This is a genomic window from Arthrobacter sp. 3Tela_A, from assembly GCF_049311025.1.
Classification (GTDB): domain Bacteria; phylum Actinomycetota; class Actinomycetes; order Actinomycetales; family Micrococcaceae; genus Arthrobacter_B.
In genome coordinates this window covers 67,548-92,897 of sequence record NZ_JAXIOM010000007.1, presented here as the reverse complement: position 1 = coordinate 92,897, position 25,350 = coordinate 67,548, and the positions used below count along the sequence as shown (strand labels likewise).

The following is a 25,350-nucleotide window of genomic DNA, read 5'->3' as shown; positions in this document are numbered from 1 at the left end:
AATGCCAGGTAGTTAGCACCGGCCGGTGCCCGCCTTCGCAGAACTGAGATTAGCACCACGTCCGCCGGCTGGAGCAGGTGGGTCCGATAGATTACTTCCACACCCGTTCTCCCCGGAAGGCAGGCATGGACCAGACAGAGTGGACCGCGGTCAGCACGCACGCACTGGAACTTGGCGAAGGGCTGCGCCCAACCGCGGACGGTGCCCGGTGGGTGGACCTGGTGAACGGGGAACTCTATGCCTGGACTCAAGGGGGCGGGGCTCCGGTGCTCACCCATCGCCTCCCGGAGCCGCTGGGCTTCGCCGAGGAGGATTCCGCCGGGCGGCTGATCGGCGCGGCCGGCACCGGCGTCGTCGAGCTGCTCCGTGACGGCACCGCCGTCCCGCTTGCCGGCACCGGACTGGATCCGGCGCGCTACCGCGTCAATGACGGCGCCCTGGCACCGGACGGATCGCTGTGGTTCGGAACGATGGTCCACGACGGGTCGGACCCCGACGGCGCAGTGTGGCGCTGGGACCCGGCGGACAACGCCGTCGTGCAGCTGCGCGGAGGGATCCCCATTCCCAATGGCCCGCTGTTCCTGCCCGACGGACGCAGTGTGCTGGTTTCGGATACGGAGGCCGGAACAATCCTGAAGACGACGACGGCGGCCCCCGGCGCTGCGGAGGTGTTCGCCCAGGTGCCGGAGGGGAGCCCGGACGGCATGTTCGCGGACGCCAACGGGCGCATCTGGAGCGCAGTGTGGGGCGCTTCGCGGCTGGATGTGTATGGCGAAGACGGGAACCGGCTCAGTTCCGTACCCCTGCCTGTCCGGCAGCCCACCAGTGTCCTGGTTCTCGGGGACCAGGTGCTGGTCACCAGTGCAGCCGCGGGACTCTCCACACCCGGGCCGCTGGACGGTTACACCATCACCGCCCCACTGTCAGAGGTGCTGGCCTAACCCGGATCAGTCTCCGGCGGGCCCGCCGATAAACCGGGCGCGCCCGGCCAGGAACCCCATGCCTGCGGCCGCTGCTCCGATTCCCAGGAACATCACCGCAGCGGGGGTGAAAGAGCCCGACGCCGTGTGCAGGATGCCCACGAGGAGCGTTCCGGAGGAGCCCACGCCGTACCCGACGCACTGCATCATGCCGGACACGCGGGCCGCGGCGGCGGCGTCATGGGTGCGCAGCACGATCATGGTCAGCGCCAGCGCCGTCAGGCTGCCCTGCCCGACGCCGAGCATCACCGCCCAGACCCAGATGAGGTCCAGCGGGCCCAGGATGGTGAGCGCAAACCCCGCTCCGGTCAGCAGCGCGATTGCAGTGTTCAGCCAGCCCTGGCTGCGCAGCCGGGCCGCCAGCGGCGGAGCGAGGAAGGACCCTAGGACCTGCACCACGATTGAACCGGCCACCACGTAGCCAGCCACGGTGCCGTCGATGCCGCGCTCGCGCAGGATGGGCGCCAGCCAGGCGAACACGCTGAAGGACATCATGGCCTGCAGTGCCATAAACCCGGTGATCTGCCAGGCCAGGGCGGAGCGCCAGACCGAAGGGCCGGCGTCGGCCTGTGCTTTCGCCGGAGTGCGGCCGCGCCGCAGCGCCAGCGGGGCGAAAAGCAGGACAACCAGCGCTGCCGGGAGCGTCCAGAAGGCGAGCGCGTCCTGCCACGAGCCGGTGGCCTGGAGCAGCGGCTGGGTGAATCCGGCTCCGAGCGCGGCAGCGGCGCAGATCGATCCCGTGTACAGGCCGCTCATCAGGCCCAGCCGGTGCTGGAAGTCGCGCTTGACCAGCGTGGGGAGCAGGACGTTGACGACGCCGATACCCGCCCCGGCGGCGATGGTTCCGGCGGCCATGGCGGTGAAGTCGCCGGTGCCGCGGACCGCGAGTCCGGCGGTCAGGACCACCATCGCAGCCAGGATGGTGCGCTCAATCCCCAGTTTCCGGGCCAGTGCAGGAGCGGCCGGAGCAATCAGGCCCAGCAGCAGGACCGGACCGGTGGTGAGCACGCTGACCAGGGCCGGCGGCATTCCAGAGGCGCTGGTGATTTCCGGGAGGATTGCGGAGAAGCTGGAGAAGACGGTGCGCAGATTCAGGCCGATGAGCACAATGCAGACGGCCAGCAGGACGCCCGCGCTGCGCCGGGATGGTGCCTGCGGCGGTGCTGTGCGCTCCGGTGCCTGAACCTGGATGGCAGTGTTGCCCATGGTGTCCTCTCCCCGAGGACAAGCCTCGTACGTTCGCAGGACAACGGTACGAGCAACCCTGTGGCCAGACCAAAACGTCCCGATGAAATGGGGACGGCCTCGTCCGACGGCTCCCGGTCCGCGCGCCCGCGGACCCAGGCAGGCAGGATGGCCAGGACGCCGACGGCGGCGGCTTGGCCAAAGGCGGGCAGCGGCGCCTGAGGTTGGAGGATGGCTCCCAGCCCGATCGACCCGGCGGCCTGGCCCACAGCCAGGGCAATAAAGAGGGCGACGGTTCCGGCTGAGCCGTTGCCGGGAAGCACCCGGACAGCCCAGACGATCAGCACTCCGCTCATGGCGATGTAGCTGGCACCGAACAGAGCTGCTGCACTGTACGCGAGGACTGCCGTTCCGGGGGTGGCAGCCAGCAGCAGCGTCGCGGCGGACATCAGTGCGGTGGTCACGGTCCACGCCGTGCGCAGGCTCCATTTCTGGACAACCGATCCCGCTCCGGCACCGAGCATCCCGAAGGCTCCCAGCACCATCCACGCGCCAATCGAGTACAGCTCAGTCTCGGCGCCGGTGGCCAGCACGGTGCGGCCGAACGTCCAGACGGCAGCGCTGGCCGCACCCGCCAGTCCCGCAGCCACCAGGGGCCGGCCCAGCAACGCGAGTTCCTTCCGTCCCGGCCGCGGTGCGGGCGCCGGTGCTGCGGGCTTCTGGTCGGAGCGCAGCGTCGCGGCCGTGGACAGAACAACGACGGCGGCAATGACTGCCCAGCCAAGCCTCCACTGGCCTGCCACCAGGATCAGCAGCAGCCCCGCCGCCACGAGTCCGGCGCCGGTCCCTGAGTTGACGATGGTTTGCGCGTTTTCCTGCTGCCGGTCCTCTACGTTGGATTCAATGAGGCTGACGAGTCCGGGCGTCGCGAACCCGGCCCCGGCACCGGCGAGGATGACGGCAGCAGCCAGCACCCCGGCGTTCGGTGCAGCGGCGACACCCGCGGCACCCAGCGCAGCGGTTGCCCCGGCCAGCAGCACCACCAGGCGGGGCCGGCTGCCCAGCCGGGCCGCCAGCAAAGCGGTGACGCAGTAGGAGAGGAAGCTGCCGGCCTGGATCGCTCCGGACACGGCGGGCCCCATCTCAAAGGCTTCCGCGAACCGGGGCAGAAACAGTCCGTACCCGAACCGGGCCAGACCGTAAGTGGCCGCGATCAGCGCCAAGCCGCTGGCAACAAGCCTCCACTGCACCGTGGGCCTCCCCTCTCAAACCAGAACGGTCGTTACAGTCAAACAGAACCACCGTTACAGAACAAGGCTGGCTAGAGTTGGCGCATGACCACCGGCCAGAAGCTTCCGGCGCGCGGGCGGCTGCTCGCAGCTGCCGAAGATGTGTTCTTCTCCCGCGGCGTCCGGGCCACCCCCGTCGACGACCTGCTTCGCACAGCGGGCGTTTCCGCGGCCACGTTGTACTCCCACTTCGGCAGCAAGGACGGTCTCATAGCTGAGGCACTGCGGGTCCGGCTGGCCGAATGGCAGTCCGTCTGGGACGCTTGCGCAGTCAACGCGGGCAGCGACCTGGAACGGCTGCTGTCCGTCTTTGATGCCCTCGCTGCCTACCGGGAACGCCAGCCGGCGGCCCGGTGGTGCGCCTTCCTGGCTACTGCCACCGAGCTGCCCGACGCCGGTGATGAAATCGCCGCGGTTCTCGCCGCCGATACCGCACTGTTGAACGCGAGGCTGCAGCACTTCGCCAGGCCGCTGGCCGGCGACCGGGCCGCGGACCTGGCCGACGACGTCGTGCTGGCCTATAACGGCACGCTGGCCGCCTACCTGCGCGGGTATCCGGCGTCGCCTATCGAAGCCGGCCGGCGGGTGGCTGCTGCCGCTGCGGCTGCCTATTAGCCCAGGATCATCCCGGCGGCACGTTCGGCGATCATCACCGTGGGGGCGTTGGTGTTGCCGGTGGAGACCATGGGCATAACCGAGGCGTCGGCGATCCGGAGTCCGGACAGCCCGCGCACGCGCAGGTCAGCGGGATCGACGACGGCCAGCTCGTCGGTGCCCATCCGGCAGGTCCCCACCTGGTGGTGGTAGGTGACGACGGAGTCGCGGACGTACTGCGCAAGGTCCTCATCGCTGTCGGAGACGCCGGGGCCGGGATGCAGTTCCTTGGGCTCCCAGCTGGCCAGCGCCTCGGACCGGCCGATCTCGCGGCACTGCCGCACCGACGCCACCAGCGCGTCCACATCGGCCTGCTCGGACAGCGCACCCAGATCAATCCGCAGCGGATCTTCCGGTGACGGCCCGGTGAGCGTGATCTCGCCGCGGCTCGCTGGACGTACCAGACCGCCAAGCATGGAGAACCCGTTTTCCGGGCCGGTCATTTCGCCCAGCCCATAGTCCTGGGAGTACATCGGCACGGAGAAGAAGATCGGCTGGGTGTCCGGCACCGGCAGCTCCGGACGGGACTTGGCGAACATGTGCACCTCGGCAGGGGCAACCTCGCCGTCCGGCACAGGGCGGGCACCGGCGGAGAAGATCACCGGGGCCAGCAGGTGGTCCTGCAGGTTCTTGCCTACCCCGGGCAGGTCAAGGACGGGTTCGACGCCGGCAGCCGCCAGCTCCGCGCCCGGACCGATGCCGGAACGCAGCAGCAGCTCCGCGGAGTTGATGGCACCCGCGCACAGAATGGTCTCGGCAGCACGGGCGGTGCGCAGTTCGCCGTCGTACTCGAATTCGACGCCGCTAACAGCACCGTCTTCCACCAGCAGCCGGCGCACATGGGCTCCGGTCACCAGGGTCAGGTTCGGGTGGTCCATGACGGGCTTCAGGTAGGCATGCCAGGTGTTAAAGCGCTTGCCGTCCCGGACGTTGAGCTGCATCCGGGAAACGCCCTCGACACTGCCGGAGTTGTAGTCAGGGTTCAGCTCCAGACCGATCTCCTGCGCACCGGCCAGCATGTCCTCCTGGATGGGATTGCGCGGGAAGTCCGCCACCACGTCCAGCAGGCCGCCGGTGCCGCGGGTTTCGGAGGCACCGCCGTCGTAGTTTTCAATCTGCTTGAACACGGGCAGGACGTCCTCCCAGGACCAGCCCTCACACCCGGCTTCAGCCCAGGAGTCGTAGTCCCAGCGGTCCCCGCGAACCCAGATGGACGCGTTCAGTGCGTGCGAACCGCCCATCACCTTGCCGCGGGGCAGGTGGATGCGGCGGCCGGAGGCTCCGGCCTGCTCGGTGGTGTAGTAGTTCCAGTCCTGCGGGCTGTGCCAGAGCGCACCGAGGGTGTTCAGGTACGCGATGTCCGGGTTGGTGTCCTGGTCCCCGGCTTCGAGGACGGTGACTTTTTTGCCGGCGTCGAGCAGGCGGCGGGCGACGACGTTGCCAGCTGACCCGGCGCCGATCACAAGGTATTCGGTTTCCATGGAAGCTTCGTTGCTTTCGTTCGGTCTAAATGGGGATTAGTAGCTGAGGACCTGCGGGGCGCCAAGGGCCTTGAGCCCTTCGACGCCGAACTCGAGGCCGTAGCCGGACTGCTTGGCGCCGCCGAAGGGCATACGGGGGTCCACGGCACCGTGCTTGTTGATCCAGACGGTTCCGGCCTCGATCCGGGCGGCGACGGCCAGGGCGGCATCCTTGTCCGAGGACCAGACGGAGGCGCCGAGTCCCACGTCCAGCGCATTGGCCATGTCCACTGCTTCATCGACGGTGGAGTAGCGGATGATCGGCAGGGCGGGACCGAACTGTTCCTGAGCCACCAGCGGGTTGTCATTGTCGATGTCCGCCACGAGGGTGGCGGGGTAGAAGTAGCCGGGCTGGTCCGTCTGCGGGTTTCCGCCGGTGACGATGCGCGCACCGGCGTCCTTCGCGGCCTGGACCAGGTCCGCGACGATCTGGAACTGGGCCTTGTTCTGCAGCGGACCCAGGACGTTGTTTTCATCCAGCCCCACACCCATCGGCATGGCGTTCGCGACACCGGCCAGGGCATCAACGACGGCGTCGTAAATGTCCTCGTGCACGTACAGGCGCTTCAGCGCCGCGCAGGTCTGGCCGGTGTTGATGAAGGCACCCCAGAACAGGTCTTCGGCGATCGCGGCGGGATCGGCGTCTGGCAGCACAATTCCGGCGTCGTTGCCGCCGAGTTCCAGGGTCAGGCGCTTCACCGTGTCCGCCGAGGAGCGGATGATCGCCTTGCCGGTGGCCGTGGAGCCAGTGAACATGACCTTGTCGATGTCCGCGTGCCCGGCCAGGGCTTCGCCCACGTCCCGGCCGCCGGAAACCACGTGCAGCACGCCCGCGGGCAGTGCCTGGTTCAGGACCGCGGCCAGGGCGAGGACGGAGAGCGGGGTGTATTCGGAAGGCTTCATCACTACGGTGTTGCCCATCCGCAGGGCCGGTGCGAGCTGCCAGATGCTGATCATCATGGGCCAGTTCCAGGGGCCGATCGCACCCACCACGCCCAGCGGACGGTAGTGCAGTTCGGCGCGGGCGCTTATCTCGTCAACCAGCACCTCGGGTTCAAGTTCGAACGACGCCGTGGCGCGCAGCCAGGCGGCGCAGGCGCCCACTTCGAAGCGGGCGTTGGGACCGTTCAGCGGCTTGCCCTGCTCGCGGGAGAGCAGTTCGGCCAGGCCTTCGGCGGCGGCGTCGACGGCGTCGGCAGCCTTGAGCAGGTACGCGGAGCGTTCGGCGTGGCCGAGGGCGGCCCATTCCGGCTGGGCCAGGCGGGCGGAGGCAACGGCAGCCTCAAGGTCTGCAAGCGTGTGGGCGGGAGCGGCCGCGACCACCTCGCCGGTTGCCGGGTCCAGGATCTCCCGGGATTCCGGCGCTGCCGGAATGGCTCCAAGGAGGTCCGAGTAGCTGGTGAGGGATTCGGTGGTGTGCATGATTGCTCCTTTGCAACGGCGGGACGGATCGCTGATCCCACTGTGCGCCAGGTCACGCAGTATTGCTTGGCTTTGCGCGTGCGGCAGTTGTCTTCCCGTGCACGGATGCCGGGCGCGGCTCAGCGGCCGGAGCGGTACGCCGACGGCGACTGGCCGAACGCGGCACGGAACACCCGGCTGAAGTGGGCTGGATCGGGCAGGCCCCAGCGGGCCCCGATCGCCCCGACAGGAACGTCTGCCTGGAGGGGATCGGCGAGGTCCCGGCGCGCTCCGTCCAGGCGTCGTGCGCGGATCCAGGCTGCGGCCGTGGTGCCGGAGTCTTCGAAGAGCTTGTGCAGGCTGCGGACCGACATAAAGTGTGCGGCCGCGATGTACCCCGGGGACAGGTCCGGGTTGGCGAGCTGGCCGTCGATGAAGTGCTGCACCCGGCGCAGCAGGCGCTCCTGGCCGCCGGCTTCCGCATCCGGAAGGGCGTGGGCTTCATCCGCCAGCAGAGTGGAGAGCAAATCTACGGTGTTCATGGCCAGCCGGTGCCCGATCGGACCGTCCAGTTCGGGCAGCATCCGCCCGATCTGCGTCAGGAAGGGAACGACGGCGCGGCCCAGCCGGTGCCCACGGCCCAGCCGGACGGCGGTCATCTCCGCCATGTCCTCGGGTGCCAGACCGAGCAGCTGCTTCGGGAACATCAGGACAAGCGTGGTGAACTGCTCGTGGAAGGTCAGAGTGTAGGGCGCACCCGTGTCATAGATGGCCAGGTCTCCGGGTTCGAGGACGGCTTCACGGCCGTCCTGGACCAGGATCCCGGTTCCGGAGAGCTGCAGGCTGAGTTTGTAGAACCCGCCGTCGGCCCCGTTGATCAGCTCCGGTGTCCGCTCGACGCAGTGCGGCATGGCGTCCACCTGGACAATGGCCAGCTCACGCAGCCGGCGGCCGGTCAGACGACCGGAGAACGCGGCAGCGCCCGGCTCCACCGGAGTGGCTTCGAGCGGCACGAACGATTCGGAGACGAGTCTCTTCCACTCCGGGAAACTGGACGCGTGGGCTACGTCCGGTGCCGTGTCCGCTGGTTTGACCATGCCTGTCCTCCGCACTGAGCCGGCCTGTTTCAGCTGAACCTATCACCATGGGCGGAGGTCGGGCGGCAATGGTTACGGGACGACGACGGCCTTCAGCGCACCTTCCCGGGCCCCGGCAACCAACGCCGCCTCGACGTCGTCGAGCCCGTGGCGTGAGGTGACCAGCCCGCCCAGGTCCACCAGCCCTTTTTCTGCAATGGAAATGGCCAGCGGCCAGGTATTGGCATACCGGAAGGTGCCCGTGATTCTCAGCTCCCGGCCCTGGACCAGCGGAACCGGCAGGGCGATGGTGTCCGCCCCCATGCCCACCAGGACGCAGCGTCCGCGCGGGGCGAGCCGCTGCATGCCGGACAGGACGGCCCGTTCCGCACCGGTGGCATCGATAAAGACCTGGTATTCCGGTGCCGGCTCAGGGGCATCCGCTGCGGTGAAGGTGCGGGAGGCTCCGTAGCGGGGTGCTGTCTGCAGCCGTTCGGCGCGGACATCGGTGACGGTGACGTCGGCACCGGCAAGCGCGCAGACGGCGGAGACGAGCAGGCCGATCGGACCGGCACCGGCAATGAGCACCTTGTCCCCCAGCTGCACCTCCCCCGCAGCGCGCGCGGCGAGTGCCACGCTCAGCGGTTCCAGCAGGGCGGCCGCATCATCGGAGAGCCCCTCGGGAACGGGATGGGCGAACGCAGCCGGATGCACCACATACTCCGCAAAGGTCCCGTCCACCGGCGGGGTCGCAAAGAACCGCACATCCGGGTCCAGGTTGTAGTGCCCGGCCAGTGTCTGTTTTGAGTACGGCTGCGGGATGCCCGGCTCAAGGGAGACCCGCTGCCCCAGCAGCGCCGGGTCGACGCCGTCGCCCACCGCTTCGATCCGCCCGGATGCTTCGTGCCCCAGCACCAGCGGGGATTCCACCACAAAACTGCCGATCCGCCCCTCCTGGAAGTAATGCGTATCGGAGCCGCAGACTCCCACCGAGGCGATTCGCACCAGGACTTTACCGGGTCCGGGCACGGGCACCGGCCGGTCCTCGAGCCGGAGTTTCCCCGGCCCGTCGAGCACGGAAACGGACATCGACTTTGGCATGGATTCGCCGGTGCTCACTTGACCGCTCCCATCGACAGGCCGCGGACCAGCTGTTTCTGCGCCACCCAGCCGGCAATGACCACGGGAAGGGACGCGAGCACGGACGCAGCGGACAGCTGGGCCAGGTAGAGCCCTTCGCTGGTCATCTGTGAAACCAGGAACACCGGCACCGTGGCCGATTTGGCCGCCGTCAGGTTCAGAGCGAAGAAGAACTCGTTCCATGCGAAGATCACGCAGATCAGCGCCGTAGCAGCCAGGCCCGGTGCGACCATCGGCATCAGCACCCGCCACAGGGTCTTCAGCAGCCCGGCGCCGTCCATCTGCGCTGCCTCCAGCACTTCGGAGGGAACTTCCTGGAAGAAGGAGCGCATCATCCACACGGCGATGGGCAGGTTCATGGAGGTGTAGAGCACCACCAGCGTCCACACGTTGTCCAGGACCTTCAGCTGCCCGGCAATCACGTAGATCGGCATGATCACTGCTACCACCGGCAGCATTTTGGTGGAGATGAAGAAGAACAGCACGTCCTGGGTGCGTTTCACCGGCCGGATGCTCAGCGCGTAGGACGCAGGGACCGCCAGGATAATCACCAGCAGGGTGGAGACTCCCGTGGCAATCGCCGAGTTCACAAAGTAGCTGCCGGCGCCGGCGTCGAGTACCGCCCGGTACTGGTCCAGGGTGGGGGTGAAGAAGAACGACGGCGGGTTGGAGGCCGCCGCTGATTCCTGCTTGAAGGAGGTCAGCACCATCCAGAGCACCGGGGAGAAGAACCCGATGGCAATAATCCAGGTGAAGACGGTAATCAGCGACGCGCCCGCGCGCGGCTTGGGTTTGCGCCTTGGCGGCGGGGTGCCGGGAGCTGCGGGGGTGCGTTCGGCCGGAGCCGGTGGTGTCTGGGTGGCCACGGCTAGTCCTTTGTGTCGAAGCTGCGGAAGATCAGGCGGAGGGCGAAGGTAGCCACAATGATCGTGGCAATCACCACCACCACGCCCATGGCTGCGGCCTGCCCAATGTCGAAGCCGAGGAAGGCCCGCTGGTAGATGTAGAAGGGCAGGTTGGCGCTGGCAGTGCCGGGGCCGCCAGCGGTCATCAGGTAGATCTGGTCGAACGTGTTCACCACGTAGATCGCTCCGAGCAGCACGCCCAGCTCAATGTAGCGGCGCAGCTGCGGCAGGGTGACGGAGAAGAACGTGCGCCACCAGCCGGCGCCGTCCACCTGCGCCGCTTCCAGGACATCCTTGGGCTGGGCCTGCAGTCCGGCCAGGACCAGCAGCATCATGAACGGCGTCCACTGCCACACCAGGGACATCAGGATCGAGGCGATCGGGTGGGCGGAAGTCCAGTCCACCGGGGAAATGCCCACCAGGCCGATCAGCCAGTTGAGCAGGCCGTAGCTGGGGTTCAGGATGGACACCGACCACAGCAGCGAGCCGGCAACCGGCATGATCAGGAAGGGTGTGATCAGCAGGGTCCGTACGATTCCGCGGCCGGCGAAGGAACGGTCCAGCAGCAGGGCGAAGATGATGCCCAGGATCATCGCGAAGAACACACAGCCCAGGGTGAAGATGACGCTGTTCAGCGCTGCCTGCCGGAACGTTGAATCCGCAAAGATCTCCACATAGTTGGAGAACCAGACGAACCGGTCACCTTCAGGATTGAGCAGGTTCCAGTTCTGCAGCGAGTACCAGATGGTGAACAGGAAGGGGACCTGGGTGACGATGATCGTGAAGATCAGTGCCGGCAGCAGCGGTCCGCGCCGCCGCCAGCCTTCCGCCCGGGACATGCCGCCGGACTGCCGCTTTTCGACGTCGCGGCGCGCCTTCGCGTTGTGCCGCTCTACCAGCGTGGTCATCAGTTCTCTCCTGACTGGTAGCTCTCGGCGACGGTTTCTGCGTAGCGCTGTGACTGTTCCAGCGCTTCGTCAACGGTTTTCTGGCCCGCGATGGCGGCGGAGATCTGCTGCGCCACCCGGGTGCCGAGGTCCTGGAACTCGGGAATGCCAACAAACTGGAGCCCGGGATAGGGCACGCTGCCCGTCATGGACGTTTCCTGCGAGGCGCCGGCCATTGCGGAGAGCGTAGGTTCGGCGTAGGCCTGTGCCACTTCGGCGTATTCGGGGATTTCATAGGTGGAGAGGCGGCTGCCAGGGGGAACACGTTCCCAGCTGATTTCCTCCCCCACCAGTTCAATGAAGTCCTTGTCCGTCATCCAGGAGATGAAATCCCAGGCAGCGTCCTTTTCGTCACTGGTTTCGGGAATGGCCAGCGACCAGGAGTACAGCCAGCCCGCCGAATCGGTCTTTTCGACCGGCGCCGGAGCGTAGGCGGTCTTGCCGACCACCAGCGAGGAGTCCGGATCTTCCACGGTGGAAACCATCGCGGTGGCATCGAACCACATGGCCGCATTGCCCTGGCTATAACGGGTGAGGCAGTCACCGTAGCCGCTGGTTGCCGCACCGGGCTGCCCGGAACTGCGGATCAGGTCCACGTAGTCGGTGACGGCAGCTTTTACTTCCGGGCTGTCCAGGGTGGCGTTCCAGTCCTCATCGAACCAGCTGCCGCCGTAGGTGTTGATCATGGTGGTCAGCGGGGCCATAACCTCGCCCCAGCCGGCCAGTCCGCGCAGGCAGATCCCGGAGAAGTCCTCGTCCGGGTTGTTCAGGGTTTCGGCGAACCCGGCAATGTCGGCCCAGGTGGGCTGCTCCGGCATGGTCAGTCCGGCTTCGTCAAAAAGGTCCTCGCGGTAAGCCAGAAAAGCTGATTCACCGTAGAACGGGACTGAGTACAGGTCGTCTTCGTAGCTGAGCGCTTCGCGGATGTTCGGAATGAAGTCATCCGGGTCGTAGCCCTGGGTGTTGTCCGCGTAGTCCTGCAGGTTGGTCAGCCAGCCGTTCTCTGCCCACATGGGCGTTTCATAGTTGGAAACCATAACGACGTCGAACTCCCCGCCGCCGGTGGCGACGGAAGCCGTGATCTTGGCCCGCGCTTCGTTCTCCGGCAGGGACACGAACCGGACGTCAACGTTCGGATGCTGCTCCTTGAAGCGGTCCTGGAGGGAAATGGCATCCGTCATCTGCGGGTTGGCAACAATGGCCACCACAATTTCCTGGCGGCCGTCCGCGCTGCCGCTGCCGCACCCGGTCAGCACCAGCGCTGCTGCCGCGGCAGCAGCAGCCAGCTGCCGCCCGGCCCGTCCGCGCCGGCGCCGCGGCTGTCTGCGTTCTGATCTCATACGTCACCCTTGCTCATTTGAGATTTATCCCTGCGCTCATTTGGTGAGGAACTCTAGTCAGCTAGACTCAAATGAGCAATAACGCAGAGCTCATAAGAGGTTAGGGAGGCTAAATCATTACCGGACCGGACACCTCCCGCCATGAGCTTTTGGCCCGGATCAGCCGCGACTACTACCTCAATAACCGTTCCAAGGTGGACATCGCCAAGGACTACGGCATTTCCCGTTTCCAGGTCGCGAGGCATCTGGAAGAGGCGCGTGCCCTGGGAATCGTGCGCATTGATGTCCGGTTTCCGGAAGCAGCCGCTGACCTCGCGCCGACACGCCTGGCCGCCGCCCTCGGCGTCGAGCAGGTCCGCATCAGTCCAACCGGACCCGATGACCGGGCCACCCGCGAAGCGATGGCCCAGCAGGCTGCCGCAGAAATCATGGTCGCTGCTGCCCCCGGGGCGATCATCGGCGTCTCCTGGTCCCGCACCCTGGACCTGGCCGCCCGTTATGTAACGCACCTGCCTCCGTGCGACATCGTCCAGCTGGCCGGCGCCCTTCCCGTGCCGGGGAGCGGAAATTCGCTGGAGCTGATCCAGAACCTGGGGCGGCACAACGGCGTCTCGACCTGGCCCCTCTGGGCCCCGCTGGTGGTGGAGAACAGCCAGACGGCACAGGGGCTGCGGCGCCAGCCGGAGATCGCCGACTCCCTGGCCAAAGCCAGCTCGCTCGACGCCGCCGTAGTGGCTGTTGGCGCCTGGATGCCGGGCCTGTCCACGGTCTGGAACCGGGTGGACAACCAAGTGAAGCTTGAAGCGGCCCAGGCCGGAGCCGTAGCTGAATGCTCCGGCCGCCTGATCGATGCCGACGGGTGCCCGGTGAGCTCCGAGCTGGATGAGCGGGTACTGGCAGTCAGTCTCTCCCAGCTCCAGAACACTCCGAAGGTGGTGGCCGTGGCGCAGGGTGCAGCACGCGCCGATGCCGTGCGCGCAGTGCTCGCCGCGGGGTTCGTCACCACCCTGCTGATCGACGAGGAGCTGGCCGTGGCCCTCTCCGGCAAGTGAGGCACCCGCAGGGAAGAACATGTGACCGGGACCACGCGATTAGTCCCTCCGGCAGGCGTACGGTACAGTTCTAAGCACGACGCGGGGTGGAGCAGTTCGGTAGCTCGCTGGGCTCATAACCCAGAGGTCGCAAGTTCAAATCTTGCCCCCGCAACCAACATAAGAAGGTCCTGATCCGGTTCGCCGGATCAGGACCTTCTTGTTTGCGGCTTTGTCTTCAACTTCGCCTGCAGCGTTCCGCGGAAGTGACACAGAACTCATCGCTGACGCGATGTGACGCGGATATTCGCCCGCATTGATAGCCGGATTCTTCCCTTGGCTAATATCGGGAAAGTTGGCTGAAGCCACGGCTTGCCTGTCCATGCGGCAGCCCAGCGGTGCAGGAGTACCTCCTACATGCACGTGGATCGTTTCACCACATTCCATAGTTAGGAAGAACTCTTGCAAACCGCTCTGACCCGCAGGCTGGGGGTGCCCGGCATCGTTCTGATGGTGGTCGCCGCTGCAGCCCCCATCACCGTTGTCGCGGCCAACTTCCCCCTCATCCTCACCGTCTCCGAATCGGTCGGCATGCCCCTGATGGTGCTGGCCGCCACGGCAATATTGCTGCTGTTCTCGGTCGGCTACGCCTGGATGACCCCGCATGTGCCGGATGCCGGAGCCTTCTACTCCTACGTCGACCGCGGGTTCGGCCGCCGGGCCGGGCTCGGCACCGCCGGGCTGGCGCTATTCGCCTACGTCCTGCTCACCGTCTCAATGACCTGCTACCTGGGCGTGCAGGCCGGAAACCTGATTGAGCTCTGGACCGGGGTGCTGGTCCCCTGGTGGGCAATCTCGGCTGCCATGATCGCCGTCGTCGGCTTCCTGGGCTACCGGGACATCAACCTTTCCGCCAAGGTGCTGGGCGCCGTCCTGGTCCTGGAGGTTGCCGCTGTCCTGGCCATCGACCTCGGAGTGCTCTTCTCCGGCCGGGAACTCACCTCCCTCCCGTTCAGCCCGGCCGAAGCCATGTCCGGTGCACCGGGCCTTGGCCTGCTGTTCGCCTTCCTTGGCTTCTTCGGCTTCGAGGCGACGGCGGTGTTCCGCAACGAGGCCAAGGATCCGGAGCGCACCATCCCCCGGGCCACCTACATCGCTGTGCTGTCCATCGGCGCGCTGTACATCCTCTCTTCCTGGCTGATCATCAGCGGCCTCGGGGCCGGCAACGCCGTGGCCCTGGCCACGGACAGCCCGGACAGTGTGGTCGTCGGCTTTGCCGGGGAAATCCTCGCACCGATCATGACGGACATCGTCCAGGTCCTGGTGGTGACCAGCATGTTCGCCTGCATGCTGGCCTTCCACAACATCGTCTCGCGCTACCTCTTCACCCTGGGCCAGCGCGGGGTGCTGCCGGCTGGCCTGGCCGCCGTCCATCCCGCCCACGGGGCGCCCTCCCGCGCCTCCTTCTGGGTTACCGGCGTGACCGCCGCCGTCGTGCTGGTCTCCGCCGTCGCCCAGCTGGATCCGGTACTGGAGATCTACACCTGGTATTCCGGCGCAGGGGCCATCGGCGTGATCGTCATGATGACCCTGACCAGCTTCGCGATCGTAGGATTCGGTACGCGCGGAGTGTCCGCTCCCGGCCTGGTGCGGGCTGCGGCTGTGGCCGGCGGAATCGGCCTGCTCGGGGTGCTGGCCCTCTCCCTCTGGAACTTCCCGTTCCTGGTGGGCGGCAACCTCGCTGCCATCATCTGGGGCGCGGCCCTGGTCCTCGTGTTTGCGGTGGCAGCAGCCCTGCCGGCCAGCACCCGCCCGGCACCGGCTGACGCCCAGGAACCGGCGGACGCCTCCCGCCGCTAGCCGGCTTCCCGGTTCCCGTGCCCGCGGACGAGGTTTTCGACCGTGGCGCGGGCACCGGCGTCGTGCAGGAACTCCAGCGCCTGCGTGTAGGCCTCGACAAAGCGCTCGTTGGAGGCCAGGTCGCCGAAGAGCTCAGGCTGGGAAATGAACGCCAGCGGATCTTCGTCGTTGCGGGCCGCGGCCGCCATCAGCGGTTCGCGCAGGCGGTCGACGACGTCGATCTCCGCACCCTGCTCGTCCGTCCCCTCGGCGTAGCGGGCCCAGCTGGCCACGATGGCTGCGGAGCGGTGGATTTCGCCGCCGGCGTCGAGGTTCTCGCGGATCACGGGCAGCAGCCATTTGGGGATCCGGTCCGAGCTTTCGGCGCAGAGCCGGGCCAGGGTGTCCCGGACGTGTTCGTTGGAGAAGCGTTCGATCAGTTTCTGCCGGTAAGCATCGAGGTCGACGCCGGGCAGCGGCTTGAGCGTGGGCGTGGCCTCGCCTTCCATGTAGTCCAGCAGGAAGCGGGAGAAGAGCGGGTCCTGGCAGACCTCGTGGGCGTACCGGTAGCCCGCCAGGTAGCCGAAGTAGCACAGGCCCTGGTGGCTGGCATTGAGCAGCCGCAGCTTCATGAGTTCATAGGGCTCGACGTCGTCCACCACCTGCACGCCGGCGTCCTCGAACGGCGGCCGGCCCTGCGGAAAGTGATCCTCCAGGACCCACTGCTCGAAGTCTTCGCTGACCACCGGCCAGGCGTCCTCGAGGCCGAAGTCCTCGGCCACCATATCCCGGTCCGCATCGGTGGTCACCGGGGTGATCCGGTCCACCATTGAATTCGGGAAGGCCACATTGGCCCGCATCCACTCCCCCAGTTCCGGGTCCCGGAGGTCCGCGAAGGCGGTGAACATGCGGCGGGCAACGTCGCCGTTGCCCTGGATGTTGTCGCAGGACATGACGGTGAACGGCGGTATCCCCGCGTCACGGCGGCGCATCAGCGCCTCGGTGACGAGTCCAAAGACAGTTGCCGGCACCGCACCGGGAGCCAGATCCGCCTGCACTGCCGGGTTGGCGGCGTCGAAATCCCCCGTGACGTGGTGAAAGTTGTAGCCGCCTTCGGTGATGGTCAGGGAGACAATCCGCGTCTGCGCCGAGGCCATCTTTTCGATGACGGCTTCGGGGTCCTCCGGAGCCAGCAGGTATTCGGTAATCGAACCAATGACCCGGCCTTCACGGGTGCCGTCCGGGTTCTTCAGCACCAGAGTGTACAGGTAGTCCTGGGCGTCCATGACGGACTTCATGGCCGCATCCTGCGGAAGCACGCCCACCCCGCAGATGCCCCAGTCCAGAGCCTTGCCCTCATTCATCAGCCGGTCCAGATACATGGCCTGGTGCGCGCGATGGAATCCGCCCACGCCAAAGTGGACTATGCCGGTGCGTACGGCGGATCGGTCGTAGGACGGAAGGGCAAGGGCCCCGGTCAGGCCGGCCAGGGACTCGGTTTGAAGTTTGCTCATGGGTCACACCTATGGGACGAGCGGATAGGTGCGGCTCAATTTATCATGTGAGCAGGCTCGGTCCACTCAAATGAGCAATCCTCGCGGCCGGCAGGGCTAATCAACCAGCTCTGACTGCGTTTCGATGAAATCCCAGTCCCGGACATTGAGAATGGGATCGATCACGGGGCCCCCCGCTTCAGCAATCCGGTCCTGGACCTTGGGTGGAATTCCATCCTCCCGGAGGTTCTCCCGAAGCCACTGCTTGGCCGTGGTGTCGAGGTACGGCCACCATCTTTCGATCTTGATGGGTTGCATTCTGTGCCCCCTTTCCGTCGCGGTAGGTCCACGGTGCCACCGGCCCCAACAGGGCGCAAGGGGTGCCGTGAAGACCGCCGCGTACGGCAGGCAGGGAAAATCCCCGGGCCGGGAAAACGGCCTTGCCAGCGGTGGTTTAGAGCATAAAGCAGGGTGAGGGCAGGCAGTCATGGAAGCATGGTGATGCTCTCGATCGCGGCCCGGGCATCCTCTGCGAGGCTCTGCGGAATCGGTGCGGACTTGGCAGCTTCAGCCGAGGCCTGCTGGCCTTCATCGCTGATGACGTACTGCCCGAAGGTCTTCACGAGCTCCACGGTGTTGGCATCCTCGTAGCCGCTGCAGAAGATCTGGTAGGAGATCAGCACCAGCGGATAGGCTCCGGGTGCGGTGGTGGTGCGGTCCAGGTGCAGCGCAATGTCATTGGCGCTGCGTCCCGGAACCCGGGAGGACTGCTCGACGGCGATCGACGCGGCTTCGGCGCTGATCGGTACGTATTCCTCGCCCACCTTGAGGTTGACGGTGCCGAGGGAATCATCCACCACGGAGTCGTCCGAGTATGCGACGGATCCCTCGGTGCGGGTGACGGTGCTGATGACGCCGGCGCTGCCCTGGGCGTTTTCACCGCCAAGACCGCCGGGCCAGGAGCCGGAGGGGTCGTTCGGCCAGGCTTCGGGAGCGGCGTCGTGAAGGTATTCGGTGAAGTTCTCCGTCGTGCCGGAATCGTCGGCCCGGCTGACCGGGGTAACGCGGGTCTCCGGCAGGTCCACGCCGGGGTTCTGGGCGGCAATCGCCGGATCATTCCAGAATTCGATTTCGCCGCGGAAGATCTTGGCAATCGTGGCAGCATCCATGTTCAGCGATTCGATGCCGGGCAGGTTGAATGCCACGGCGATGGGCGAGATGTAGGCGGGGATGTCCAGGGCGCCGCCGGGTCCGCAGACCTCGCGCGCTTCGCCCAGCTCTTCGTCCTGGAGGTAGGCATCGGAGCCGGCGAACTGCACCGCACCGGCCAGGAGGGCGTTGCGGCCGGCCCCGGAGCCGTCCGGGGAGTACTGGACCTGCACTTTGGGGTGCAGCACCCGGAACCCGCCGATCCAGGCGTCCATGGCCGGGCCCTGCGCGGTGGAGCCGGAGCCGGAGATGATCCCGGTGAGCGTGGAAGTGCTGTTCTCGGCTGCTTCGCGCTGTTCATCCCCCAATGGGTAGTCAGAACCGCATGCGGTCAGCGCCAGTGCTGCGGCGGCGGTGACTGCCAGGGCGCGAAGTGAACGGGAAGTGCGCACGAAGGTGCTCCTTTAGGGGCTGTTCTGGTGGCTTGCCGGCGGTAACGGCGTCGGGTGGACGGATGGCCGTGCCACCGGGCACGGCGGTGCCGCCACCAGTTCAAGGCTAGCGGCCGATTAGTCTCCACCGCCAACCGGGACTGCAGCCCACCCTTGGCCGGGCGCCGCCGCGGGTGGGAGGATGAGCCGGACCGCGGACCGCAGTGGACCGGTTGGCGAGCAGGCACCCGGCAGTGCGGTCCCCGCCCCGAGGGGGTTTTATGCTGGTCGCTGCCGCAGTTTTCACCCTGGTTTCCGCCGCAGTGCACTTCTATTTCTTTGTGCTTGAATCCATGCGCTGGAATATTCCGGAGACCATGGGCGTGTATGGGATCACATCCCCCGAGGATGCCGAGACCACCCAGCCGCTGGCCTACACACAGGGTTTTTACAACCTGTTCCTTGGCGTCGGGGCGGTGCTGGGCGTGCTGCTGCTGGGAGTGAGCAATGCCGTGGCGGGTGTGACGCTGATCAGCTTCTCCACCGCGTGCATGGTCCTGGCGGCGGTGGTGCTGCTGGCGAGCAGGTGGCCGCTGGCGCGGATCGCGATGATCCGGGGTATTCCGGCGCTGCTCGCTCTGCTGCTAACTCTTATGGCGTCCTAGCGGTCGTAGGCTGCGGCCGTCCAGAGGTGGAACAGGGCGTAGGCACGCCAGGGCCGCCACGGTTCCGCGAGTGCCGCAGCTTCCCGAGGGTGCTCGACGCCGAGAGCACGCCGCAGCACCAGGTCGCCGGGCACGAACGCATCCCGGTTAGCGGCGGCCCGTACCTCAAGGTAGTCAACCGTCCAGGGGCCGATTCCGGGCAGCGCAAGCAGGGCAGCACGGGTGCCCGCCCCGGTTCCTGCTACCTGGAGCCCGCCGGCCGCTGCTTCTGCCAAGGCCTGGATGGTCCTTGCCCGGGAACCGGTGATCCGCACGGCGGACTGCAGTTCGCCTGCACTGGTCCCGGCGAGGCGCTGCGGGGTCGGAAAGAGCCTAAAACCGCCGGGCCCGGGGGTGCCGAATTCCGCAACCAGCCGGGATCCGAAGGTCCGTGCCGCAGCCAGTGAGACCTGCTGTCCCAGCACGGTCAGCACGGCAGTTTCCCAGGGGTCCACTGCGCCGGGGATCCGCAGTCCCGGCCGCGCCCGGACCAGCGGAGCCAGAACCGGAAAACCGGAGAGAAACCCGTCGACGGCGGCAGCAGGTGCGTCCAGGTCCAGCCAGCGGCGCAGCCCGGCCAGCAGCGCGGCGTCGTCCGCTGGGTCCCCGCCCGCCAGCCGGACCGTCACACTGTACGGCGCTCCGAAGCCGGACTCGGCCAGCACCGGGCTTCCCAGTCTCGGCCCCCCGGGCGCCGGCAGCAGCCGGGTGACCGAGGCGGCCGCGCCGTCGAACTGCACGGATTCAAGTCCGGGAACTGCGTGCGCAGCGAGGCTGCGGACCAGCGGAATCCAGGGGAACGGCTCCTGCGCTGGGAGCCTGTGGCTGCGCCAGGCGGGATCGCCCGCGGCGTTCGCCGTCACTGGAGTCCGGTCATCCGCAGGGTGATGTTGATCCGCCCCGAGTCGAGGCCGGTCTCCGGATCGGCCGTGCCGGGCAGGGTCTTGGGTACGCCGTGGTAGGCGAACCGGGAGGGACCGCCGAAGACGAACAGGTCCCCCGAAACGAGCTCAAGATCGGTGTAGGGCCTGGTGCGGGTCTGTGTATTCCCGAAACGGAATATGCAGGTGTCGCCAATGCTGAAGGACACCACGGGAGCGCTGGAACGTTCATCCTTGTCCTGGTGCATCCCCATGTGCGCGCCGTGGGCATAGAAGTTGATCAACGCAGTGTCGGGAGTGTAGTCCTCCGGGGCGATGATGTCCGGCGCGTAGCCTGCTTCCCCTTCTGCGAAGTACGCGGCGCGGACGGCATCACGGCCCAGTTCGACCAACCAGCCGGGGACGCCGGCAACCCGGCCGCCGCCGGCGTCGTCGGCTGTTCGCGTGTATTTGTAGGGCTGCCAGTGCCAGCCGAGGCAGACGGTCTGGACGGACATCCTGTGCCCGCCGGGCAGCACCGCGGAGCGCATGGGGACCGGCCCCACCGCCCAGGCCCGGCACGCTTCAACAATGTCGCGCTGGCGGGACGGTTCCAGCCAGCCGGGTACGTGCACAGCCCCTGCTGAGGGTGCGGAGCGTTCGCGGGGGAACAGCTGTCCGGTCATGCTGCAGCCTCCATCGCCAGAAGGGCGGCTTTGGCTTCCGTGCCGCCCAGGTAGTTGCCGATCTTCCCGTCCGAGCGCACCACCCGATGGCAGGGCACCACCACCGGCAGCGGATTCCGGGCGCATGCCGTGCCCGCCGCCCGGACGGCCCCGGGGTTCCCGGCAAGGGCCGCGAGGGCCGCATAGCTGGCGGTCGAGCCGTAGCCGATGTCCGGCAGGCGTTCGACGACGATGCGCCGGAATCCGGTGGCCAGGCGGAAGTCGAGCTCCAAGTTGAACTCTTTACGGTTGCCGGCGAAATACTCCTCCAGCTGGCGGACCGGCTCGGCGAGGCGGCCCGGAGCTTCCAGGATCCGCGGGCTCACCCGCAGCGCCAGCTGCGCCAGCACGGCGTCGTGCCCTTCAAGTCCGAACCCGACCCGCACCAGGCCCGCCGGGGTAGCGGCGAGCAGCAGCTCACCCACCGGTGAGCGCATCACGGTGTAGGCGACGTCCAGCAGGTCCTGCTCCTGCGCGGCACTTGTGAGCCGGGTGTGCAGGCGGGCAAGGGCTGCGTCTTCACCTGCACTCAGGCCGGTTAGGGTATCCGGGGTCATCGCAGTTCCTCCGTTTCCAGGGCTCGAAGTTTCTTTATGCCGTCGGCTGCTGCCCGCCGGCACGCGGCTTCCGTGCTGTCCAGGAGGACGGCGACTTCCGCGAAGGGCAGTCCGGCCAGGTGATGGTAGGCCAGGGTTTCGCGCTGGCGCTGCGGCAGGGTCCGGAGTGCGGCCCACAGTCCGTCGTGCTCGCCGGGCCCCGGCGCAGCCCCGCCGCGGTCCGGCAGTTCGGGGACCAGGACCGGACGGCGCGCAGCAGCCCTGTGGACGTCAATCGCTTTGCGTTTGGCGATCGTCACCAGCCAGGCCTGCACATTCGCGCCCGGGGGCAGCGAGGGGTAGGCGCGCAGCGCCGCGAGGAACGTCTCCGACCACGCGTCCTCGGCGTCGTCCGGCCCCAGGACAGCCCGGCAGACGCGCAGCACCACGGCCCCGTGTTCCCTGACGATCGCTTCGAACGGTTTCACTTCCACATACTGTAGACGCGCGGCAGCGGTGTTTTGTGAGGCCGGTGCCCGCCGCCGCCATCACGTCACCTCAGCGGCCCGTACTCCCAGCCGGGACCGGGCCCGGCGGACGAAGGCCCCGCGGACGAAGGCCCCGCACCGTTCGCAGCGAACCCGGCGGATGGATCCGTTCCACCCAGCAGCGAGCGGGTCATGGCTTCGCGCTGCCCGGACAGGTCCGCCGCAGCAGCAAGAAGGTGCCCGTCCGCAGGATCTTCTCCGGCTTCAGCTGCCGCGAGGATGGCACGGCGCACCAGCTCCCGGGCAAATGACGCCGTCGCGCCGTCGGCCTGTTCCGCCACCGCTGCGAGGGCACCCGGGGAAAACACGCCGGCGGGAGCGTAGAGCTCCATGAGCCGGACGCGGTCCGCCGAACCGGGCAGCGGAATTTCGACGGCGAGATCCACCCGCCCGGGACGCTGGGCCAGGGCGGGCTCCAGGACGTCCACCCGGTTGGTGGTCATAATGAAGGCGATGTCTGCGTCGGCGTCGAGTCCGTCCAGGGCATCAAGGACCTGAAAGAGCAGCGGCTGCGGTCCGTGGCCCATGCTGCGGTCTTCGGCGACCAGGTCGATGTCCTCCAGGACCACCAGGGACGGAGCCATGGCACGGGCGAGGCTCGCCGCCTGCGAGATGGCGCCGAGCGCAGCGCCGGTGAGCAGGACCGCCGTCGTGCCCGGACTCTCGCTGAGCAGGTGCCGGACGGTGTGCGTTTTCCCTGTCCCGGGCGGGCCGTAGAGCAGGACTCCGCGTTTGAGGTGCTGGCCGGCGGCCTGCAGGCGTCCCCGGTGCCCGGCGATACCCAGGACGTGGCTGCGGACCCTCTCGAGGACGCCGTCGGGCAGGATTACCTTGTCCCTCGGGAGCGAGGGGCGCTGCAGGAAATTCACGCCTGCACCGCCGGGCCCGTAGGGATCGAAGCCAAGGGAGATGACCTGGCCCCGCAGGATGCTGTGGACCCTCAGGTGCTCCTGGACGGCTGCCAGGACAGCTGCCGCGGCGGGACGCTCGGCCGCCATAACGGCCAGCTGCACGTCGGGGCTGCCAGTCTGCGGATCGCCCTTTCTTTGCAGGACGGCTACCGGGACCCCGCCGTGCGAGAAGAGCCGCACACCGAGGCCTACCGCTTCCCGGCTGCTGTCGGGTCCGACTGCAATGTTGACGAAGTCCGGCTGGCCCACCGGGATATACCCATAGCCTTCCTCCTGCACAATGTCGGAGAGACCGAGGTGCTGACGCTGCTGTCCCCCGCCGAGGCCGATCAGCGTACTCTCCGGGTCCTGGGCAGCTATCTGTTCCATGGCAATGTCCACGTCGGCAAAGCGGTGGAACGGAATCGATTCCACCACGATCGGCACGTCCTGGGCAGGCAGCCCGAGGTGGTCGCTGAGGGCATCCCGAAGGCGCTGCCGGTCTGAGGACGCGGCACGCTGCTGCTGGGCCAGTTCGACGGCGGTGTTAAAACTGGCCAGGAAGTCGGCGAGGTTTTTCTCCATGGCCGCAGACCCTATCAGTGGAAGGCGCCCACACCTGCGATTGAGCGGCCCAGAATCAGGGCGTTGATGTCATGCGTGCCTTCGTAGGAGTAGACCGCTTCCGCGTCCGCATGGAAACGCGCGACGCCGGTGTCCAGCGTGATCCCGTTACCGCCGACGACTTCGCGCGCCAGTGCGGCGGTCTCCCGGAGGGAGGTGCACGTGAACATCTTGGCCATGGCTGAGTCCTCGTCCCGGAAGATGCCTTCTTCCTGGCGCTGGGTCAGGCGGACCACCATTCCCAGCGAGGCCGTCAGGTTCGCCAGCATGGTGGCGAGTTTCTGCTGGGTGAGCTGGAAGGAGGCCAGCGGCTTACCGAACTGCTCGCGCTCCAGGGTGTACCGGACGGCTGCCTCGTAGGCGCCGGCCTGCATGCCGGTGGCTATCCAGGCGACGTCGGAGCGCAGCCGGCGCATGAGGGAAGCAACGTCCCTGAACGAGTTGATGCCCGCCAGCCGGGCGGAGTCCGGCACCCGTACCCCGCGCAGTTCAATGTCGAAGTTCTGCATCATCCGCAGCGAGGTCTTGTGCAGGATCTTCGTGAGCGTGACGCCCTCGGCTTCCCGCGGTACCAGGAACGCCTTGACCTGCCCGTCGGCGGCGTCCCGCGCGAAGACGGCCAGCACATCGGCGGTCCCGGCACCGCCGATCCAGCGCTTGGCGCCGTTGATGATCCAGCTGTCCCCGTCACGGCGGGCGGAGGTCGCCAGGCCGCCGGCAATGTCCGATCCGTGCTCCGGTTCGGTGAGCGCGAAGACACCGGTGTACTCGAAGGAGCGGATCTTCGGGTCCAGCTCGGCTGCCTGCTCCGGGCTGCCGCCGTGCAGCACAGTGGAGCGGAACAGGCCGGACTGCGCGTTGTAGTACGTGGCCACGGAGGCGTCCGTGCGGGCCAGTTCAAAGTTCCGGAACCCGCCGTAAAGCGCGGAGGTGCGGCCCTGGCTGTCAGTCGCACCGTCGGGGGCCATCAGGTTCAGGTCCACGAGCGGCTGGCGGATCTGTTCCGGGAATTCTCCGGCTTCCCAGTACCCGGCCAGCAGCGGGGAGACCTGTTCATCCAGGACCGTGCGCAGCTTGGACAGGACCTCAAGTTCCGGAGCGGAGAGGAGTTCGGCGTAGCCGTACCGGTCGGAGCCGTAGAGGTCCGTCATGATCCCAGCCCGAGCAGCCGGACCGCGTTCTCCTTCAGGATCTTGGGCCGGACCGCGTCCTTCATGTCCAGGGCGTCGAAGTCCCGGCGCCACCGGTCGGGTGTGATCAGCGGATAGTCCGAGCCAAAGAGGACTTTGTCCTGCAGCAGCGAATTAGCGTGCCGCACCAGGTTCGCCGGGAAGTACTTGGGCGACCAGCCGGAGAGGTCGATCCAGACGTTGGCCTTGTGCGTGGCGACGGCAATCGCCTCATCCTGCCAGGGCACCGAAGGGTGCGCCATGATGATCTGCAGGTCAGGGAAGTCCGCAGCCACGGCGTCGAGCAGCATGGGGTTGGAGAGGCCCAGCTTCAGGCCGAATCCGCCCGGGAGGCCGGACCCAATGCCGGTCTGGCCGGTGTGGAAGAGGGCCGGAACTCCGAGGTCCTGGATCAGGGACCAGAGCGGATAGAAGCTGCGGTCACTTGGATCGAAGTTCTGCACGGTGGGGTGGAACTTGAATCCGCGCACCCCGTAGTCCCCGGCCAGCACCCTGGCGCGGGCAAGTGCGTCCGTACCGGAGGTGGGGTCCACCGAGCCGAACGGGATCAGGACATCGTTGTTGCGGGCGGCGCCTTCGGCAATGTCCTCGCTGGAGTTCGGCGGGTGCCCCAGTGCCTTTGATGCGTCGACAGTGAAGACGACGGCGGCGGTCTTCCGCTCCCGGTAATAGGCCGCAATCTCATCCAGGCCGGGGCGGGGGCCGTCCGTCTTGAAGTGCTTGGACGCCGCGTCGACCAGCGGCTGGGGAAGGGCGTTGTGCCCGTGATCATCCACTTCAATGTGGACGTGGGTGTCAATGGCATCCAGGGCCGCGACGTCGAGGCCGAGTGTGTAAACCATGAATGGGGCACTTCCTGTTGCAGCTGACCAGCGGATTTACCCCATCCTGTC

24 protein-coding genes and 1 tRNA gene are annotated in these 25,350 nt (G+C 67.3%); 6 read left to right on the top strand and 19 right to left on the bottom strand.

The features are described 5' to 3' along the window. Positions 1-125: 125 nt before the first annotated feature. Positions 126-941: an SMP-30/gluconolactonase/LRE family protein gene (locus tag TVC13_RS04180; protein ID WP_422399976.1), complete on the top strand. Its 816-nt coding sequence runs from the start codon at positions 126-128 to the stop codon at positions 939-941. Positions 942-947: 6 nt separating this feature from the next. Here TVC13_RS04180 and TVC13_RS04175 read toward each other — a convergent pair whose 3' ends face one another. Then, the gene (locus tag TVC13_RS04175; protein WP_422399975.1) at positions 948-2,186 is read right to left on the bottom strand and encodes an MFS transporter; all 1,239 of its coding nucleotides are present in this window, start codon (positions 2,184-2,186) and stop codon (positions 948-950) included. Beyond that, entirely contained in the window at positions 2,072-3,415 is a 1,344-nt protein-coding gene (locus tag TVC13_RS04170) for an MFS transporter (protein ID WP_422399974.1), read from the bottom strand. Before TVC13_RS04170 ends, TVC13_RS04175 begins: the two co-directional genes overlap by 115 nt. 84 nt (positions 3,416-3,499) lie before the next feature. On the opposite strand from TVC13_RS04170, the gene TVC13_RS04165 reads away from it, so the two are divergent. Further along, positions 3,500-4,069 (top strand): TetR/AcrR family transcriptional regulator, encoded by a 570-nt coding sequence (locus TVC13_RS04165; RefSeq protein ID WP_422399973.1) that lies wholly within the window; start codon positions 3,500-3,502, stop codon positions 4,067-4,069. On the opposite strand, the gene TVC13_RS04160 is transcribed toward TVC13_RS04165, so the two are convergent. The 7 genes from TVC13_RS04160 to TVC13_RS04130 form a co-directional block, all read right to left on the bottom strand. Next, complete coding sequence (locus TVC13_RS04160; protein WP_422399972.1) at positions 4,066-5,589, bottom strand: GMC family oxidoreductase; 1,524 nt, start codon at positions 5,587-5,589, stop codon at positions 4,066-4,068. The genes TVC13_RS04165 and TVC13_RS04160 overlap by 4 nt on opposite strands. A 36-nt stretch (positions 5,590-5,625) precedes the next feature. Next, entirely contained in the window at positions 5,626-7,050 is a 1,425-nt protein-coding gene (locus tag TVC13_RS04155; RefSeq protein ID WP_422399971.1) for an aldehyde dehydrogenase family protein, read from the bottom strand. A 119-nt stretch (positions 7,051-7,169) separates the two neighbouring features. Beyond that, positions 7,170-8,126 (bottom strand): helix-turn-helix domain-containing protein, encoded by a 957-nt coding sequence (locus TVC13_RS04150; RefSeq protein ID WP_422399970.1) that lies wholly within the window; start codon positions 8,124-8,126, stop codon positions 7,170-7,172. A 72-nt stretch (positions 8,127-8,198) separates the two neighbouring features. Beyond that, positions 8,199-9,224, bottom strand: a complete 1,026-nt coding sequence (locus TVC13_RS04145) for an NAD(P)-dependent alcohol dehydrogenase (protein WP_422399969.1) — start codon at positions 9,222-9,224, stop codon at positions 8,199-8,201. Then, positions 9,221-10,111 carry a carbohydrate ABC transporter permease gene (locus tag TVC13_RS04140; protein ID WP_422399968.1) on the bottom strand — a complete coding sequence of 297 codons (891 nt, stop codon included), beginning with the start codon at positions 10,109-10,111 and terminating at the stop codon, positions 9,221-9,223. The genes TVC13_RS04145 and TVC13_RS04140 overlap by 4 nt, the downstream gene beginning before the upstream one ends. Before the next feature lie 2 nt (positions 10,112-10,113). Beyond that, positions 10,114-11,058: a carbohydrate ABC transporter permease gene (locus TVC13_RS04135; protein WP_055242366.1), complete on the bottom strand. Its 945-nt coding sequence runs from the start codon at positions 11,056-11,058 to the stop codon at positions 10,114-10,116. Then, a complete protein-coding gene (locus TVC13_RS04130; protein ID WP_422399967.1) occupies positions 11,058-12,437 on the bottom strand; it encodes an ABC transporter substrate-binding protein in 1,380 nt (459 codons plus the stop codon). Before TVC13_RS04130 ends, TVC13_RS04135 begins: the two co-directional genes overlap by 1 nt. A 149-nt stretch (positions 12,438-12,586) precedes the next feature. Between TVC13_RS04130 and TVC13_RS04125 the strand changes: the two genes are divergently transcribed. From TVC13_RS04125 to TVC13_RS04115, 3 genes are all read left to right on the top strand, one after another. Continuing rightward, positions 12,587-13,489, top strand: a complete 903-nt coding sequence (locus TVC13_RS04125; RefSeq protein ID WP_422399966.1) for a sugar-binding transcriptional regulator — start codon at positions 12,587-12,589, stop codon at positions 13,487-13,489. An 80-nt stretch (positions 13,490-13,569) separates the two neighbouring features. Next, a tRNA-Met gene (locus TVC13_RS04120) sits at positions 13,570-13,646 on the top strand. 284 nt (positions 13,647-13,930) lie between these two features. Beyond that, complete coding sequence (locus tag TVC13_RS04115) at positions 13,931-15,328, top strand: APC family permease (protein WP_422399965.1); 1,398 nt, start codon at positions 13,931-13,933, stop codon at positions 15,326-15,328. Here the strand turns inward: TVC13_RS04115 and TVC13_RS04110 are convergent. The 3 genes from TVC13_RS04110 to pstS form a co-directional block, all read right to left on the bottom strand. Further along, positions 15,325-16,821 (bottom strand): mannitol dehydrogenase family protein, encoded by a 1,497-nt coding sequence (locus TVC13_RS04110; RefSeq protein WP_422399964.1) that lies wholly within the window; start codon positions 16,819-16,821, stop codon positions 15,325-15,327. The two genes, TVC13_RS04115 and TVC13_RS04110, sit on opposite strands and share 4 nt — an antisense overlap. Positions 16,822-16,917: 96 nt before the next feature. Further along, positions 16,918-17,118, bottom strand: a complete 201-nt coding sequence (locus TVC13_RS04105; protein ID WP_422399963.1) for a hypothetical protein — start codon at positions 17,116-17,118, stop codon at positions 16,918-16,920. 167 nt (positions 17,119-17,285) lie between these two features. Next, positions 17,286-18,401: a phosphate ABC transporter substrate-binding protein PstS gene (gene pstS, locus TVC13_RS04100; protein WP_422399962.1), complete on the bottom strand. Its 1,116-nt coding sequence runs from the start codon at positions 18,399-18,401 to the stop codon at positions 17,286-17,288. Between the two features lie 260 nt (positions 18,402-18,661). Here pstS and TVC13_RS04095 point away from each other — a divergent pair, with 260 nt between their 5' ends. Then, entirely contained in the window at positions 18,662-19,045 is a 384-nt protein-coding gene (locus TVC13_RS04095; RefSeq protein WP_422399961.1) for a DUF1304 domain-containing protein, read from the top strand. Here the strand turns inward: TVC13_RS04095 and TVC13_RS04090 are convergent. The 7 genes from TVC13_RS04090 to TVC13_RS04060 form a co-directional block, all read right to left on the bottom strand. Continuing rightward, entirely contained in the window at positions 19,042-19,947 is a 906-nt protein-coding gene (locus tag TVC13_RS04090; RefSeq protein WP_422399960.1) for a DNA-3-methyladenine glycosylase family protein, read from the bottom strand. The genes TVC13_RS04095 and TVC13_RS04090 overlap by 4 nt on opposite strands. Further along, positions 19,944-20,630, bottom strand: coding sequence for an alpha-ketoglutarate-dependent dioxygenase AlkB family protein (locus TVC13_RS04085; RefSeq protein WP_422399959.1), 687 nt, complete (start codon positions 20,628-20,630; stop codon positions 19,944-19,946). Before TVC13_RS04085 ends, TVC13_RS04090 begins: the two co-directional genes overlap by 4 nt. Further along, complete coding sequence (locus tag TVC13_RS04080) at positions 20,627-21,226, bottom strand: methylated-DNA--[protein]-cysteine S-methyltransferase (protein WP_422399958.1); 600 nt, start codon at positions 21,224-21,226, stop codon at positions 20,627-20,629. Before TVC13_RS04080 ends, TVC13_RS04085 begins: the two co-directional genes overlap by 4 nt. Further along, positions 21,223-21,693 (bottom strand): RNA polymerase sigma factor, encoded by a 471-nt coding sequence (locus TVC13_RS04075; protein ID WP_422399957.1) that lies wholly within the window; start codon positions 21,691-21,693, stop codon positions 21,223-21,225. Before TVC13_RS04075 ends, TVC13_RS04080 begins: the two co-directional genes overlap by 4 nt. A gap of 65 nt (positions 21,694-21,758) precedes the next feature. Next, entirely contained in the window at positions 21,759-23,228 is a 1,470-nt protein-coding gene (locus TVC13_RS04070; protein WP_422399956.1) for an AAA family ATPase, read from the bottom strand. 14 nt (positions 23,229-23,242) lie between these two features. Further along, positions 23,243-24,418 (bottom strand): acyl-CoA dehydrogenase family protein, encoded by a 1,176-nt coding sequence (locus tag TVC13_RS04065; RefSeq protein WP_422399955.1) that lies wholly within the window; start codon positions 24,416-24,418, stop codon positions 23,243-23,245. Beyond that, positions 24,415-25,299 (bottom strand): amidohydrolase family protein, encoded by an 885-nt coding sequence (locus TVC13_RS04060; protein WP_422399954.1) that lies wholly within the window; start codon positions 25,297-25,299, stop codon positions 24,415-24,417. The genes TVC13_RS04065 and TVC13_RS04060 overlap by 4 nt, the downstream gene beginning before the upstream one ends. Between the last annotated feature and the right edge of the window lie 51 nt (positions 25,300-25,350).

What these genes read in the sequence shown, in the direction of transcription:
- TVC13_RS04110 (WP_422399964.1), bottom strand. Translation starts at nt 16,821, where the DNA reads ATGAGCAAACTTCAAACCGAGTCCCTGGCCGGCCTGACCGGGGCCCTT.
- TVC13_RS04095 (WP_422399961.1), top strand. Translation starts at nt 18,662, where the DNA reads ATGCTGGTCGCTGCCGCAGTTTTCACCCTGGTTTCCGCCGCAGTGCAC.
- TVC13_RS04135 (WP_055242366.1), bottom strand. Translation starts at nt 11,058, where the DNA reads ATGACCACGCTGGTAGAGCGGCACAACGCGAAGGCGCGCCGCGACGTC.
- TVC13_RS04065 (WP_422399955.1), bottom strand. Translation starts at nt 24,418, where the DNA reads ATGACGGACCTCTACGGCTCCGACCGGTACGGCTACGCCGAACTCCTC.
- TVC13_RS04150 (WP_422399970.1), bottom strand. Translation starts at nt 8,126, where the DNA reads ATGGTCAAACCAGCGGACACGGCACCGGACGTAGCCCACGCGTCCAGT.
- TVC13_RS04070 (WP_422399956.1), bottom strand. Translation starts at nt 23,228, where the DNA reads ATGGAGAAAAACCTCGCCGACTTCCTGGCCAGTTTTAACACCGCCGTC.
- TVC13_RS04165 (WP_422399973.1), top strand. Translation starts at nt 3,500, where the DNA reads ATGACCACCGGCCAGAAGCTTCCGGCGCGCGGGCGGCTGCTCGCAGCT.
- TVC13_RS04085 (WP_422399959.1), bottom strand. Translation starts at nt 20,630, where the DNA reads ATGACCGGACAGCTGTTCCCCCGCGAACGCTCCGCACCCTCAGCAGGG.
- TVC13_RS04180 (WP_422399976.1), top strand. Translation starts at nt 126, where the DNA reads ATGGACCAGACAGAGTGGACCGCGGTCAGCACGCACGCACTGGAACTT.
- TVC13_RS04160 (WP_422399972.1), bottom strand. Translation starts at nt 5,589, where the DNA reads ATGGAAACCGAATACCTTGTGATCGGCGCCGGGTCAGCTGGCAACGTC.
- TVC13_RS04080 (WP_422399958.1), bottom strand. Translation starts at nt 21,226, where the DNA reads ATGACCCCGGATACCCTAACCGGCCTGAGTGCAGGTGAAGACGCAGCC.
- TVC13_RS04060 (WP_422399954.1), bottom strand. Translation starts at nt 25,299, where the DNA reads ATGGTTTACACACTCGGCCTCGACGTCGCGGCCCTGGATGCCATTGAC.
- TVC13_RS04130 (WP_422399967.1), bottom strand. Translation starts at nt 12,437, where the DNA reads ATGAGATCAGAACGCAGACAGCCGCGGCGCCGGCGCGGACGGGCCGGG.
- TVC13_RS04175 (WP_422399975.1), bottom strand. Translation starts at nt 2,186, where the DNA reads ATGGGCAACACTGCCATCCAGGTTCAGGCACCGGAGCGCACAGCACCG.
- TVC13_RS04155 (WP_422399971.1), bottom strand. Translation starts at nt 7,050, where the DNA reads ATGCACACCACCGAATCCCTCACCAGCTACTCGGACCTCCTTGGAGCC.
- TVC13_RS04105 (WP_422399963.1), bottom strand. Translation starts at nt 17,118, where the DNA reads ATGCAACCCATCAAGATCGAAAGATGGTGGCCGTACCTCGACACCACG.